The 13,205-nt window shown below is 64.8% G+C and carries 11 protein-coding genes; 6 read left to right on the top strand and 5 right to left on the bottom strand.

Annotated features, from left to right (window positions below; all coding sequences use genetic code 11):
• From WDM24_RS26980 to WDM24_RS26995, 4 genes are all read left to right on the top strand, one after another.
• On the top strand, nucleotides 1-672 hold the full coding sequence (locus tag WDM24_RS26980) for a response regulator (protein ID WP_414645630.1): 672 nt from the start codon (nucleotides 1-3) through the stop codon (nucleotides 670-672).
• Between the two features lie 8 nt (nucleotides 673-680).
• Nucleotides 681-1,118, top strand: coding sequence for a hypothetical protein (locus WDM24_RS26985; RefSeq protein WP_338827849.1), 438 nt, complete (start codon nucleotides 681-683; stop codon nucleotides 1,116-1,118).
• Between the two features lie 196 nt (nucleotides 1,119-1,314).
• Nucleotides 1,315-2,622, top strand: coding sequence for an adenylosuccinate lyase (gene purB, locus WDM24_RS26990; protein WP_338827850.1), 1,308 nt, complete (start codon nucleotides 1,315-1,317; stop codon nucleotides 2,620-2,622).
• Between the two features lie 188 nt (nucleotides 2,623-2,810).
• Complete coding sequence (locus WDM24_RS26995; RefSeq protein ID WP_338827852.1) at nucleotides 2,811-3,983, top strand: M20 aminoacylase family protein; 1,173 nt, start codon at nucleotides 2,811-2,813, stop codon at nucleotides 3,981-3,983.
• Nucleotides 3,984-3,999: 16 nt separating this feature from the next.
• On the opposite strand, the gene WDM24_RS27000 is transcribed toward WDM24_RS26995, so the two are convergent.
• From WDM24_RS27000 to WDM24_RS27010, 3 genes are all read right to left on the bottom strand, one after another.
• Nucleotides 4,000-6,408: a DUF2235 domain-containing protein gene (locus tag WDM24_RS27000; protein WP_338827853.1), complete on the bottom strand. Its 2,409-nt coding sequence runs from the start codon at nucleotides 6,406-6,408 to the stop codon at nucleotides 4,000-4,002.
• A 155-nt stretch (nucleotides 6,409-6,563) separates the two neighbouring features.
• A complete protein-coding gene (locus tag WDM24_RS27005) occupies nucleotides 6,564-7,550 on the bottom strand; it encodes an agmatine deiminase family protein (protein WP_338827855.1) in 987 nt (328 codons plus the stop codon).
• 133 nt (nucleotides 7,551-7,683) lie between these two features.
• Entirely contained in the window at nucleotides 7,684-8,247 is a 564-nt protein-coding gene (locus WDM24_RS27010) for a cytochrome b (RefSeq protein WP_338827856.1), read from the bottom strand.
• A gap of 184 nt (nucleotides 8,248-8,431) precedes the next feature.
• Here WDM24_RS27010 and murI point away from each other — a divergent pair, with 184 nt between their 5' ends.
• Both murI and WDM24_RS27020 read left to right on the top strand, forming a co-directional pair.
• Nucleotides 8,432-9,229, top strand: coding sequence for a glutamate racemase (gene murI / locus WDM24_RS27015; protein WP_338827858.1), 798 nt, complete (start codon nucleotides 8,432-8,434; stop codon nucleotides 9,227-9,229).
• Nucleotides 9,230-9,288: 59 nt separating this feature from the next.
• Nucleotides 9,289-10,059, top strand: a complete 771-nt coding sequence (locus tag WDM24_RS27020; protein ID WP_338827859.1) for an HpcH/HpaI aldolase family protein — start codon at nucleotides 9,289-9,291, stop codon at nucleotides 10,057-10,059.
• Nucleotides 10,060-10,066: 7 nt separating this feature from the next.
• On the opposite strand, the gene WDM24_RS27025 is transcribed toward WDM24_RS27020, so the two are convergent.
• Both WDM24_RS27025 and WDM24_RS27030 read right to left on the bottom strand, forming a co-directional pair.
• Nucleotides 10,067-11,062: an ABC transporter substrate-binding protein gene (locus WDM24_RS27025; protein ID WP_338827861.1), complete on the bottom strand. Its 996-nt coding sequence runs from the start codon at nucleotides 11,060-11,062 to the stop codon at nucleotides 10,067-10,069.
• Nucleotides 11,063-11,084: 22 nt separating this feature from the next.
• Complete coding sequence (locus tag WDM24_RS27030) at nucleotides 11,085-13,187, bottom strand: adenylate/guanylate cyclase domain-containing protein (protein ID WP_338827863.1); 2,103 nt, start codon at nucleotides 13,185-13,187, stop codon at nucleotides 11,085-11,087.
• Nucleotides 13,188-13,205 lie beyond the last annotated feature (18 nt).

Consider the following 13,205-nt stretch of genomic DNA (forward strand, 5'->3'; position numbering starts at 1 on the left):
ATGACGACCGCGAAGACCCCAACCTTGAAGACTCGGGGCATCTCGATCCTGCTGGTCGACGATCATCCCGTCGTCCGCCAGGGCTACCGGCGCGTGCTTGAGCACCAGGACGATTTCCGCGTGGTCGCCGAGGCCGACAACGCCGCCAATGCCTACCGGGAGTTCAAGTCGCACACGCCAGACGTCGTCGTGATGGATATCTCGATGCCCGGCGCCAGCGGGCTGGAAGCGATCCGCAACATCCGCGCCCGCGACGCCGATGCGCGCATCCTTGTCTTCAGCATGCACAGCGAGGCGGCGCAGGTGAAGGCGGCATTCGGCGCCGGCGCCAGCGGCTTCGTCACCAAGGGCAGCGAGCCGGCCGAGCTGATCGCCGCGATCCGCTCGGTGGCGCGCGGCGAGCACGCGATGAGCGACGACGTCGCGCGGGTGCTGGCGCTGGAAAGCCTGGTGCCGACCAGATCGGCGCTCGACCAGCTCGGCGAGCGGGAGATCGAGATCCTCCGCCAGCTCGCGGCAGGCCACACCAAGGAGCAGATCGCGGCCAACCTCAACCTCAGCACCAAGACCGTGCAGAACTACCACTACCTGATCAAGGCCAAGACCGGCCTGCGGACCGACGCCCAGCTGGTCCGCCTGGCCGTCGAATGCGGGCTGGCCAGTCTGACGTAAGGAGCGAAATGCACTTCGATCACATCTCTTCAGCAATTCGCGAAACCGGAACGCCGGCCGAAATGCTGGACGGCAAACAGAGACAGGCACTAATCATCGTATTGCTCGAGAGACTCGGCGTTAACGTCACCACTCGTGCCCCCTGGGACAAGAGGACCGCACACAAAGATCGAGCTGCGTCCGAAGGTAGGCAGATGCTCGGTGGTTGGAGGCTGATTTCCGGCTATGTAGGAGCAAATACCTGCTTGCTATTTCTCGAGGGCGCGCGCGAGATCTGGAAATTCCGAAATGGTTCCGACTTGCTGCGGGTTTTGAGCGACTGCCCACCACTGGAGTTCTATGTCTGCGATCAAGATGCCAGCTATCTATTGTGCAGCAATCACCACGACTTCGTCATAGGCTGGGGTGTGGCCTTGTCGTGGGTACAGAGATTGGGCGGGACGTAGGATTTCTTAGCCGGGGTCAGCGAAGTGAGTCCCGACGATGGGAGGCTGACTGAGCCGTCCACTTCAGCCGTTTTTCCGCCTTTCAAATTCCTGAGCGGGTAGCCTCCTGGGGCCCGATTTGCTAAAGCACGGCGTAAAAAACAATTCGCCCGGGAGCAGCCTTGTGCGCGCCCGCCCGCTCGCTTCGGAGTTTTCGATGATCCCCCGCTATACCCGCCCGGAAATGGCCTCCATCTGGGAGCCGCAGACGCGTTTCAAGATCTGGTTCGAGATCGAGGCGCATGCCGCGGACGCCCTGGCCGAGCTCGGCGTGATCCCCCGGGAGGCCGCCAAGACGATCTGGGCCAAGGGCAAGGACGCCACCTTTGACGTCGCGCGGATCGACGAGATCGAGCGTGAGACCAAGCACGACGTGATCGCCTTCCTGACCCATCTCGCCGAGATCGTCGGCCCCGAGGCGCGCTTCGTGCACCAGGGCATGACCTCCTCCGACGTGCTCGACACCTGCCTCAACGTCCAGCTCAAGCGGGCCGCCGACCTCTTGATCGCCGATCTCGACCGGGTACTGGCGGCGCTGAAGACCCGCGCCTTCGAGCACAAGATGACGCCGACCATCGGCCGCTCCCACGGCATCCATGCCGAACCGGTCACCTTCGGCCTCAAGCTCGCCTATGCCCATGCCGAGTTCGCTCGCGCCCGCGCCCGCCTGGTCGCCGCGCGCGACGAGATCTCGACCTGCGCGATCTCGGGCGCGGTCGGCACCTTCGCCCAGATCGATCCGCGGGTCGAAGAGCACGTCGCGAAAGCAATGGGGCTGCGGCCGGAGCCGGTCTCGACGCAAGTCATCCCGCGCGACCGCCACGCGATGTATTTTGCCACCCTCGGCGTGATCGCCGCCTCGGTCGAGCGGCTCGCGGTGGAGGTGCGCCATCTGCAGCGCACCGAGGTGCTGGAAGCGGAGGAATTCTTCTCCGAGGGCCAGAAGGGCTCCTCGGCGATGCCGCACAAGCGCAATCCGGTGCTGTCGGAAAACCTCTCCGGCCTGTCGCGCATGGTGCGCGCCTATGTGACGCCGGCGCTGGAGAACGTCGCGCTGTGGCACGAGCGCGATATCTCGCATTCCTCGGCCGAGCGCATGATGGGTCCCGACGCCACCGTGACGCTCGACTTCGCGCTGGTCCGCCTCGCCGGACTGATCGAGAAGCTCCTGGTCTATCCGCAGAACATGCAAAAGAACCTCGACCGGCTCGGCGGCCTGGTGCATTCGCAGCGCGTGCTGATCGCGCTGACCCAGAAGGGCGCCAGCCGCGAGGACGCCTACAAATTCGTGCAGCGCAACGCGATGCCGGTGTGGCGCGGCGAAGGCGACTTCCAGACGCTGCTGAAGCAGGACCCCGACGTGAAGAAGTACATGACGGATGCCGAGATCGAGGAGAAGTTCGACCTCGGCTATCACCTCAAGCATGTCGACACGATCTTCAAGCGGGTGTTCGGCGAGAGCTGAGCATCTCTTTGTCATTCCGGAGCGATGCGAAGCATCGAACCCTCAGGTGCGCAATTGCGCACCGAGAATCTCGAGATTCCGGGTTCACCCTTCGGGCGCCCCGGAATGACAGTCGCTTTTCCGTGACAAAGCGGCGGGTTACGCTACGCTGACCCGCCCTACGAATGACAAGAAAACGGACGGTCCCCATGCCCATCGTCAATCGCGTTGCCGCCCTCTCGGATGAAATGGCCGCCTGGCGCCATGACTTCCACGAGAACCCTGAACTGCTTTACGAGGTCCACCGCACCGCCGGCATCGTCGCCGACAGACTGCGCGAGTTCGGCTGCGACGAGGTGGTGACGGGAATCGGGCGCACCGGCGTGGTCGGCGTGATCCGCGGCCGCAAGTCCAGCTCTGGAAAGACCATCGGGCTGCGCGCCGACATGGACGCGCTGCCGATCGCAGAGGCCTCGGGCGTCGCCTACGCCTCGAAGGTTCCCGGCAAGATGCATGCCTGCGGCCATGACGGCCACACCGCGATGCTGCTGGGCGCCGCGAAATATCTCACCGAGACGCGCAATTTCGACGGCACCGCGGTCGTGATCTTCCAGCCCGCCGAGGAAGGCGGCGCCGGCGGCAAGGCGATGGTCGATGACGGGCTGATGACCCGCTGGGGCATCCAGGAGGTCTATGGCCTGCACAACATGCCGGGCCTGCCCGAGGGTTATTTCGCGACCACGCCGGGCCCGATGCTGGCCTCGTCGGACACGCTGAAGATCGTCGTGCACGGCAAGGGCGGCCACGCCGGCGCCGCGCCGCACGAGGCGGTCGACAGCGTGCTGATCGGCGCCCAGATCATCAATGCGCTGCAGTCGATCGTGTCGCGCAATGTCGATCCGCTGAAATCCGCGGTCATCTCGATCACGATGTTCGAAGCCGGCACCGCATTCAACGTGATCCCGGAGACCGTGACGCTGGGCGGCACCGTGCGCACGCTCGATCCGGGAGTGCGCGATCTGGTCGAGCGCCGGATCGGCGAGGTCGCCTCCAGCATCGCCCGCGCCTATGGCGGATCGGCCGAGACCGACTATGGGCGCATGTATCCGGTGACGCTGAACCATGCGCGCGAGGCCGGCGTCGCCGCCGAGGTCGCCCGCGACGTGGTCGGCGCCGACCGCGTCAACGACAATCTGGTGCCCGTGATGGGCGCCGAGGATTTTGCCTTCATGCTGGAGGCGCGCCCCGGCGCGTTCATGTTCCTCGGCATGGGCGATGGCCCGATGTGCCACCACCCGGCCTACAAGTTCAACGACAACATTCTCGGCCACGGCGCGTCCTACTGGGTCCGGCTGGTCGAGAAGCAGATGCCGGCGGGATGAGGTCGCCCGCTGATCGTTATTCGCGCGACTTGATCTGGAGATGCTCGATCGTCACCGACGCGCTGCCGCCGTTGTTGGCGTAGAACTTGCCGTAGACCGACGGCAAGCCCCACACCGCGTCGTTGACGAAGATGAAAACCTCGCCATCGCTGCGCGGCCTGAACCTGGCCTCGTAGAGCGAGCTCTGCCCGGGATCGACCGGCTTAAGATCGAGGACATGCTCCTCTCCGCCCTTGGCCCCGATCCGGATCACCGGTGCGAACCAGCTTGCAAAGACGACCCGGCGGAACGGCAGCCCGAAATACATCGGCCAGGACATCTTGCTGAAGCCGAAGCCGCGAGGATCGGTCGCGATCGTCTGGTCGCTCCAGCCGTCCTTCACGTCGATCGTGATGCGGTAATCCTCGTCCCGCACCACGGCGACCTTCGTCGGCATGCAGATCTCGCTGGTCGCAAAGTTGACCTGGCCGGAGCCCGCCCCGGCGCCCCCGCTGCCGACGCAAAATGCTCCGAAGGAATCGGCGACGCGGAACGCAGTCTGGCTGGCCAATGCCAGCAAGATCAGCAGGATCAGGGCGGCGAACAGCGACGGCAGGCCCTGGTGTTTGGACCAATAGAAGAAGATCCGGTAGGCCGGCTGGGTGCGTATCGCGTAAGCGACCGTATCGAAAGCGCCGGGAGTCACGGGGAGCGACATCCAGATCATCCGCATGACGTCGCGAATTCTTGTTTGCAGCCAACCGCTGACGAATAGCAGAACCGCCACGGTGACCCCGCCCAGTACGAGAAAGCCTGGTGCGGCGCTGTAGGCTGTCAGCCACGGAGCGACCATCGACGGCAAAAACGCGCCTGCAAGCGCAATCAGCGGCCGCAGCAGAACCAGCGGCGTATCCGCGCCGAGCGTCGGATGATCGAGTAACGGCACGGCTGCCAGGGCCACGGATGCGAACACTGTCAGGAAATAGACGATGCGCCGCAGCCAAACCATATTCCAGACCGTGTGGGTCTGCAGCTGATGACGCGGCGGCTCCGGATCGCCCGGATCATTCGCTGCGAAGAGATCACCCGCCTTGTCAGTGACCTGATAGGCGGCGGGCAGCATGATCGGCACGTAGCCGTCGGTCCCGACGCTGAATGGCGGTGCGGGAGTCGGCTTTGCGGTCGCCTCGATCCGTTGAAACACGGCTTTGTGGATGATGGGGTCCGGCTGCCACAGATAGGGCGTGCCCGGCTCCAGATCCTTCATGACCGCCTTCTGTTCGACGCGGCGCTCCGGATCAAGGTTGATCAATTCACCGAGCATGTACTCGATATCGCCGCTGAACGACGGCTTGTACGGCAAGGCGGTGCTGAGTTCGTGCACGTTGCGCGGCTTGTAGCGATAATAGCCGGCGAGCCCGTGGCGTGAATCGTTCAGCTTGTCGAAACGGTCGGCCATCGATCGCACAAGCTCGAGCTGAGGCGGATTGTACAGCAGCCCGAACGACGCGGCGCGGTCCAGCATCCAGCTGAGCGTGAAATACGACAGGCCATCTTGCGGATACCCGCCGCCGATATCGGCGTGAACGCCGACGAACCAGACCTGGCTGAGCCGGCGATTGTCGATCGGCGTCAACCTGCCGCGCCATTCGTCCGTAACGTCCGCGCTCCACCCCTGCTGCATGTCACGCAGCTTTTGGGTGTCGAAATTGCGCACATAACGCTCGTCCCAAAGCACAGGCCTGAAGGCGTCTCGCTCATCCTCGAGCGCAAGCGCATGACAGGCGCGGTGGATCTTCGAGCTCATGAAGCGATCGGGCATCGACAGTGGCCAGTACCAATAGTCGATCGCACTGACGATCTCCTCGATCGGCCCGCCATATGCATCGACCGTGTCCCACAGACCAAGGAAGTGGATTTGCGGGACACCGACCTGATCATCTTTTTCGTATTGCGGAATGCCCCGCAGATGACGATAGATCCTGATGCAGCCGTCGCGCAGGTTGCGCAGCGGCGTGACCAACCCCTTCGTGATGCTGAACCGCCTCCGGTAAACCCGGTAGGCGTCGGTCGCGTAACGCGCGAGCGCAATCTCGTCGCCATGATACGGGACAAGACCTTCATTCGCGATCAGGCCTGCGACAACGCGCATGGTGAAGGCGCCCCGGCTGAGGCCGAAGCCGTAGATGCGGTCACCCGGCACATAATTGCGGCAGCAGAAGCTGTAGATATCGATGACGTTCCGCTTCAACCCGAAGCCAAAAATGCCGCCCAGGATCGCGAACAGCTTGAACGAGGATGTCCCGATGCCGTTGTCGTAATAGGCAATCTGCCGCTGCGCGTCCGACAGGTCGAGCGTCTGGAACATTCGCCAGACATTGGTCTTCAGGACTTTGGCGGAGCTGTTTCCCGTTCCGTCGGAAAGGAGGACAATATTCTTTGGCATGGATGCCTTGCCTGAAAAACTGGAAAAGCAGCATGCTTGCCTGGAATTGCTTTTCAGGCAAGGTACAATCACAGAGAGCAGATAGGAAATCCGCTGGAAAATCCCTCCAGCGTGGCAAACCAGGCGATCGCCGAGCAAGACTGTGGCGTCTCTCGTCAGCGCGGCTGCTGTTGCGTCGTGCAGTGAATTCCGCCGCCGCCAGCGGCGATGCCGTCGATGTTGAGCTGGATAATTTCCCGGTCCGGAAACAGCGCGCGCAACGTGTCGCGCGCGTTGCGGTCCGCGGTCGCGTCGCCGAATTCAGGAGCGATCACGGCGCCGTTGCAAACGTAGAAATTGATGTATCCGGCGGCGAAGTCCTTGTTGACCTTTGGCCGCATCGTCGACGGCCCCTGCAGCACCACGGCCTCCAGGCGCCGGCCCTTCGCATCGACAGCGCCGCGCAGGAGTTCGAGGTGTCGCCTCGTCACCGCATGATCAAACGACGACAGGTCCATCTCCAGACCGGCCACGACAACGCCGGGACTGGCAAAACGTGCGTAGAAATCGGTATGCCCGTCGGTGATGTCCTTGCCGGCAATGCCAGGCAGCCAGATGATCTTCTCCAGCCCGAGCAGGCGAGACAATTCGGCCTCGCATTCGTCCCGGGATACACCCGGATTGCGATTTGGATTGAGGACGCAGCTCTCGGTGATGATGGCCGTCCCCTCGCCGTCGACTTCGATCCCGCCGCCTTCCAGCACCAGGCCGGCCTTGATGAACACAGCCTTTGCGGCCCGGGCCACGTTCGCGGCGACCTCGGCATCGAGCGCATGGCGTTGCTTGTTGCCCCAGCCGTTGAAGTTGAAACCGACGGCGCCGAGTTGGCCCGACGGATCCCTGACAAAAACCGGCCCGGTATCGCGCATCCACACGTCATCGATCGCTTGAACGACGAGGCTGACCGAGGGCCCGCACAGCCGCGCGGCGATCTCCTGGTCCTCCTCGCGCACCAGCATGTTGACGCGTTCATAGGCCGCGATCGCCTTGGCAATGCTGGCGAGATTTTCCCTGGCGACTGGAAGCAGCTTGCCGCCCCAGATCGCGGCGCTGGCGCCAAAAGCCATCCAGGTCGCGGCATGCGAAGCGCCCTCGTCCGGCATCCGCCAGTTCGCATGATCCCGCGCCAATTGATCCACGAGCGTTCAGGCCGCGATGGCCATCCCTGTTTGTCACAAGGTAGCGGAGTTAGCCCCGCACGCGTGGCCAATTTGGGACGCCCGGAGCCGCGGGGCTCTAGCGAGCGCCGTCCGCCTCACCCGCCCCCACCATCCGCGCCACGACGCGGTCGCGCCTGACGAAATGATGGAAAGCGACCGCCGCGAGGTGCAGCACGATCAGTGCGAGCAGCACATAGGCAAAGAAGATGTGGCGATCCTCATAGGCATCCGCCGCCGCCTTGTCGGGCGAGGTGATCTGGGGCACATGAAACAGGCCGAAGAAATCAGAATAATTCTGCGCGCGGGCGCCGGAATGCGCCCAACCCAGCATCGCCACCAGGATGGTGACGGCATAGAGCGCGCCGTGACTGACGCGGGCGGCGATCCGCTGCCAGGAGGGCGTGTCGGCCGGCAGCGACGGCGACGGGTTGACGCCGCGCCAGACCAGCCTGAGCACCGTCAGCAGCAGCACCAGATAGCCGATGTCGGCATGGATCGACCGGTAGAAGAACTTGTCCGCCCGCGCCGGGATGTGGTTCATCCACCAGCCATAGGCCAGCATGCCGATGATGGTGATGCCCAGCACCCAGTGGAACGCGCGGGCGAGCGAGCCCCAGCTCACGGTGGTATTGCGGATCATGGTGGATTGGTCCCCAGGCGGCCCCATTTGGATTTCGCACGTCGCAGCAATAGCTTGCCGTGATACTTGCAGGTATCTGCCAAAGCCATATGAAATTCCCGCCCTTCACCGCCTTTTGTCGGCCCAACTCGCCCGATAGCCAAAAACAACTGAATGGTAACCCTGCTTCGGATAGAATTTCCGCGTGTCCAATCCCCCAACCATCCTTGTCTTCGATTCCGGCCTCGGCGGCCTCACCGTGCTGCGCGAGGTCGTCCGCGCCCGGCCCGACGCACACTACGTCTATGTCGCCGACGACGCGTTCTTCCCCTATGGCCACCACAGCGAGGACGAGATCGTCGCCCGCGTGGTGCCGCTGGTCGGCGAGCTGATCGAGGCCCACGTGCCCGACCTCGTCGTGATCGCCTGCAACACCGCCTCGACGCTGGTCATGTCGCACCTGCGCGACGCCTATCCTTTGCCCTTCGTCGGCACGGTGCCGGCGATCAAGCCGGCATGTGCCTCGTCGAAAACAAGGCGCGTCTCGGTGCTCGGCACCAGGGGCACCGTGAAGCGGGAATATACCCGCAAGCTGATCTCGGATTTTGCGCAGGGCTGCGAGGTGACGCTGGTCGGATCCGGCGAGCTCGCCTCGCTGGCGGAAGCTGCGCTGAGCGGCGAGAGGGTGCGCGACGAGGACATCGCGGCCGAGCTCGCGCCCTGCTTCGTCGGCGATGGCGCTGACGACCCCGCCCGCACCGACACCGTCGTGCTCGCCTGCACGCATTATCCGCTGCTGCTGGAGCGGCTGACCAGGCTCGCGCCCTGGCCGGTCGACTGGATCGATCCGGCGCCGGCGATCGCCCGCCGCGTCGCCGACCTGCTCGGCCCGGCAGGCTCGGAGAGCGACGAGGCCGGCGCCGAGATGATCTTCACCTCGAAGCGCCCGCACAGGCTGACCGAGGCGCTGACGCCGTTCTTCGGCGGCCGCGTCCCGGCCTGATCCTTTTCGCCGTCACCATGTGCTGCTAGCTTCCCTCGCCTCATCGAGGGAGCACTGCATTGACCCCAGCACCGCCGCTCAACCGCTTGCGCAAGGCGTGGCGCGACAAGCGCCCGACCTTCGGCGCGATCGCGACCATTCCGAGCATCCAGACCGTGCAGATCATGGCGCAGTCGCTGGACTGGATCATCGTCGATCTCGAGCACGGCCCGATCGATCTCGGCACCGCGCATGCGATGATCGTCGCGACCTCGGGCACGCCTTGCGTGCCGATGGTGCGGATCGCCGCCAATGAGCCGTATCTCGCCAAGGCGCCGATGGACATCGGCGCGCTCGGCATCAATTTCCCGATGATCTGCAATCGCGGCGATGCCGAGAAGGCGGTGCGCAGCGTGCGCTATCCGCCGAACGGCGACCGGCTCTGGGGCCCGTTCCATGCGCCGTTCCGCTGGGGCGTCTCGATGAACGACTACATGGCGACCGCCGACGACGACATGATCTGCATGATCACGATCGAGCATGTCGAGGCGGTGAACCGGATCGACGAGATCATGGCAACGCCCGGCATCGACCTTGCGGTGATCGGGCCCGGCGATCTCGCCACCTCGATCAACAAGCGCGGCCAGCCTGACGATCCCGAAGTGGTCGCGCTGATGCAGCGCGCCGAAGCAGGGATCTTGAAGAGTGGCGTGCCGATCGGCGGCGTCGCCCGCACCGCCGAGCAGGCCAATGCGATGATCGAGCGTGGTTACCTCGCGCTCGCGCTCGGCTTCGACTGGTCGCTGTTCCAGCGCGGCATCGCCGCCGCCTTCGCCGGGATCAAGCGGTAAGAAAACGCTAGACCGTCGCGAGGTAAAGGCTCGGATCGAAATATTGCGTGGCCGGCGTCGCGGCTGCGATCGGGGCCTCGCTCAGGAAGAAATCGCTGACCTGCTGCAGCCATCGGGCCACGGAGCCGTCGGCATAGAGCCGTTTCCACTCCCGCGACGAGAACATCTTCTGCGCGGCCAGCGCCTCCTCGATATCGGCGATCGTGGCTTGCGGATAATGCTTCTTCTGCAACGCGTCGGCCACGGCCTTGCCGTTGCGCAGCATGTGGTCGTTGGCGTCGGCCCAGCCGCGGATGATCCGGGCGAACACGTCGCGGTTGGCGGCAAAATAGTCCCGGCGGGCGACCCAGCCGCCGACGACGGCGGACTGCGGATAGTAGGCGGATGCGTCGACCAGCTTGACGGCGCCGGGCGCCTTTTCACGCACCGTGATATTGAACGGAACCCACAGCGCAACGGCGGGCACCTCGCCTGCGACGAACGAGTTCACCGCCGCGGACATGCTGCTGTTTGCGATTTCGACATCGGCTGGCGCGAGGCCGTTGGCGCGCAGCGCACGATCGAGGAAGATGTGGGCCGTGGTCATCCTGGTGGTTGCAATGCGCTTGCCGCGCAGGTCGGCGAATGTCGTGACGCCCTTGTCGGGCCGCACCCAGAGCTGAGCGGTCGCGATCTCGATGTCGTTGACAAGGAACGCGGTGTAACCGCCGCGCGGCAGCAGGCTCGAGATGACGCCGCCGGCCGAGAGCACGTCGAGCTTGCCCGCGGCCATCGCCTCTACCACCTCGAAACCGGTGTTGAACTCGATCAGATCGAAATCGATCCCTTCCCGGTCGAACGAGCCGCGGTCGAGGCCGGTGAGAATCTGGCCGTCGACCGCGATGACATGGAGATAGCCGAGCCGCAGCCGGGCTCGCTCTCGCGCAATCGCAGGCGTCCCGAGCGCCGCGGCGCCCAGCGCTGATCCGATGAGAAAGCGCCGCCGGCTGGTCCTGCGAGACAATAGCCTGGCCCCGACCTGCATCTCAGTGCACCGGATGATCGAGCAGCGGTTGCAGGAAGACATCGCGCAGCCGCTCAGCGTGGTATTGCGCGACGCCATCCCCGGGATATTCGGCCAGGAAGTCGGCAATGTGCAGCAGCGCCGTGGCGGGCTCGGCGCCGCGGATCGCAGCGTAGACGGCCTCCCAGCACGCGCAGAACGTCAGCTCCGAATCGCCGCGCTCGCCGCAAAGCTCGTAGACGGTGATTGCCTCGGCAAAGCCCTTCGGCCGGATCTCGTCGACGCTGCGGAACGCGAATTTGTGTTCGGCGCGCGCCCGCACCGCGGCGCTGACCAGCACCTGCGTGCCGTAATTCTTGTTGAGGCCTTCGAGCCGCGAGGCGAGATTGATGGTGGCGCCGAGCGCGGTGTAGTTCATGCGGTCGGCGGAGCCGACATTGCCGACCACGGCGTCGCCGAGATGCAGGCCGAACCGCGTGGTGTAGGCCGGCCAGCCCTCGCTGCGGAACGCCCGGTTGAGCTCGGCGTTGCGCTGCAGGCAGTCCAGTACGGCCTCGCAGGCGTGAATGGCGTGATCGGGATCCTGGTCGGGCGCGTTCCACAGTGCCATCACGGCGTCGCCGATGAATTTGTCGATGGTGCCATGGTGTTTCATGATCGCCTCCGACATCGCGGCGAAATAGCGCGAGGTGAAGATCATGACCTGCGACGGATCGGCTTTCTCCGTCTTCGCGGTGAAGTCGGCGACGTCGGTGAAGAGCACCGTGACCTCGCGCCTGACGCCGCCGAGCTTCAGCGAGGCGCCGGACGCCATCAGTTGGCGGACGATCGGCTGCGGAATGAAGCTGGAGAAATTGCGTACCACGGTGCGCATCGTGAACACCGAACGGCCGAGCTCGTCGAGCTCGTCGATCGCCGATCGCATCCGCGGCCGGTCGGCGAGCTGAAAGCGCTGGATCTCGTCGGTCTGCCGCGCCAGCTCGCGCAGCGAGCGGGCGAGCAGCGAACCGAGCCAGAATGCGAACGGCAGCATCGCGGCCACAAAGCCGAGCGCGATGGCGAACAGCGCGCGTCGCTCCGAGATGATCTGGGCAAAGAACTCGTCGAGCGGGGCGATCACCGCAAGGCGGATGTTGGCCGCGCCGGCGGTCTCGATGCGGTGGAAGGCCGCCACCAAAGTCCGCCCGTCGGCGTCGGTGAAGAACTGCTGCGCGCGTCCGTCGCTGCGCCAGGACTGGATCGCCGCGGACAGGCCGGGAAGCTTGAGGGCGTCGACCCTGGGCAGCGCGTCGCGGCGTTCGGCCATCAGGTCGCGCATCTCGGGATGGCCGACGATCCGGTCGGCGTCGTTGAACAGGAAGGCCAGCCCGGATTTGCCGAGCTTCTGCCGGCTCAGCATCTCCTCCAGCCGGTTGAGCAGGAGGTCGGCGGCCACCACGCCGCGGCGGCCCTCCTTGAGCGGGATGCGCAGCGTGTAGCCGGGCTCGCCGGTCGCATAGAACACATAGGGCCCGGTGAGCAGCGTCTTGCGGTCCTTGAAGGCCTCGACATACCAGGGCCGCTGCCGCGGGTCATAGCTGTCCGGCCCCGCCACCTCGCCGACCTGGATCAAGTTCTCCGACAGGAACAGCGTCACCGGCGCGGCCGCGGCCGCTCCGGTGCGCGCAATCACCACGACGCGGTAGACCGCGTCGGCGTCGACATTCAGCGCCGCGCGGAATTGCGGCTTGGCGCGGTCAATGACGTCCATCTCGAGGAACGAACCGTCTTCGTATCCGACATAGAGATTGAAGATCTGCGGATTGTTGCGCAGCATCGAGGCCAGCAGGCTGTAGAGCTGGCTGTTGTCGGCGATGTCTGCCTCCCGGATCGCCGGCAGACCCGCCAGGATATCGAGATTGTCGCGCACGTTCTTGAACTGCGCGTCGATGCGATCGGCGCCGAGTTGCCCCACCTTGTCGATGAAGGTGCTCGCGGCCATCTGCGTGATCGACGAGACCCGGCGGAAGCTGAGATAGACCAGCGTCAGACCGACGACCAGCACCGCGGCGATGAACACCGTGATGATCGAGGTACGGAAGCCGATCCGAACCGGCCTCCGGCTGGTCGCACGCGCGTCACTCATCGGGCTGGTTGTCCGCCT

The organism is Bradyrhizobium sp. 27S5 (assembly GCF_037217225.1).
Classification (GTDB): domain Bacteria; phylum Pseudomonadota; class Alphaproteobacteria; order Rhizobiales; family Xanthobacteraceae; genus Bradyrhizobium; species Bradyrhizobium septentrionale.

What these genes read in the sequence shown, in the direction of transcription:
- WDM24_RS26995 (WP_338827852.1), top strand. Translation starts at nt 2,811, where the DNA reads ATGCCCATCGTCAATCGCGTTGCCGCCCTCTCGGATGAAATGGCCGCC.
- WDM24_RS27010 (WP_338827856.1), bottom strand. Translation starts at nt 8,247, where the DNA reads ATGATCCGCAATACCACCGTGAGCTGGGGCTCGCTCGCCCGCGCGTTC.
- WDM24_RS27030 (WP_338827863.1), bottom strand. Translation starts at nt 13,187, where the DNA reads ATGAGTGACGCGCGTGCGACCAGCCGGAGGCCGGTTCGGATCGGCTTC.
- WDM24_RS27005 (WP_338827855.1), bottom strand. Translation starts at nt 7,550, where the DNA reads ATGCCGGACGAGGGCGCTTCGCATGCCGCGACCTGGATGGCTTTTGGC.
- WDM24_RS27000 (WP_338827853.1), bottom strand. Translation starts at nt 6,408, where the DNA reads ATGCCAAAGAATATTGTCCTCCTTTCCGACGGAACGGGAAACAGCTCC.
- purB (WP_338827850.1), top strand. Translation starts at nt 1,315, where the DNA reads ATGATCCCCCGCTATACCCGCCCGGAAATGGCCTCCATCTGGGAGCCG.
- WDM24_RS26980 (WP_414645630.1), top strand. Translation starts at nt 1, where the DNA reads ATGACGACCGCGAAGACCCCAACCTTGAAGACTCGGGGCATCTCGATC.
- WDM24_RS26985 (WP_338827849.1), top strand. Translation starts at nt 681, where the DNA reads ATGCACTTCGATCACATCTCTTCAGCAATTCGCGAAACCGGAACGCCG.